Below are 236 nucleotides of genomic sequence, written 5' to 3' on the forward strand. Positions count from 1 at the left end.
GTCTGACCCAGGGTGTGGGCGTGGTAGGCTGTGTTGCCCTCCCGGGCGGGGTGCAGGCGCTTGCCGCTGCGGGGTAGGGCGATCGCGTCAAATCCGATCGGGCAGGCGTAGCTGGCCAGGCCCAGGGTGTCGGTCAGTGCGAGCTGGCCAGCGCCCAGCGGGTGGAAGGCCGCACGGATGGCGCGATAGCCGTGGTCGGCGACGTCGTTGGCAAGGCCACGCAGGGCCCGCGCCAG

Annotated in this window: 1 protein-coding gene; it reads right to left on the bottom strand. The window is 72.5% G+C overall.

The window, feature by feature from the left end; genetic code table 11:
• The coding region (locus tag ACQG3P_RS23780) for a hypothetical protein (protein ID WP_426806424.1) at nucleotides 1–236 on the bottom strand (236 nt) is incomplete at both ends.

The sequence above is a fragment of the Stenotrophomonas sp. SrG genome (genome assembly GCF_050031795.1).
Taxonomy (GTDB): Bacteria; Pseudomonadota; Gammaproteobacteria; order Xanthomonadales; family Xanthomonadaceae; genus Stenotrophomonas; species Stenotrophomonas rhizophila_A.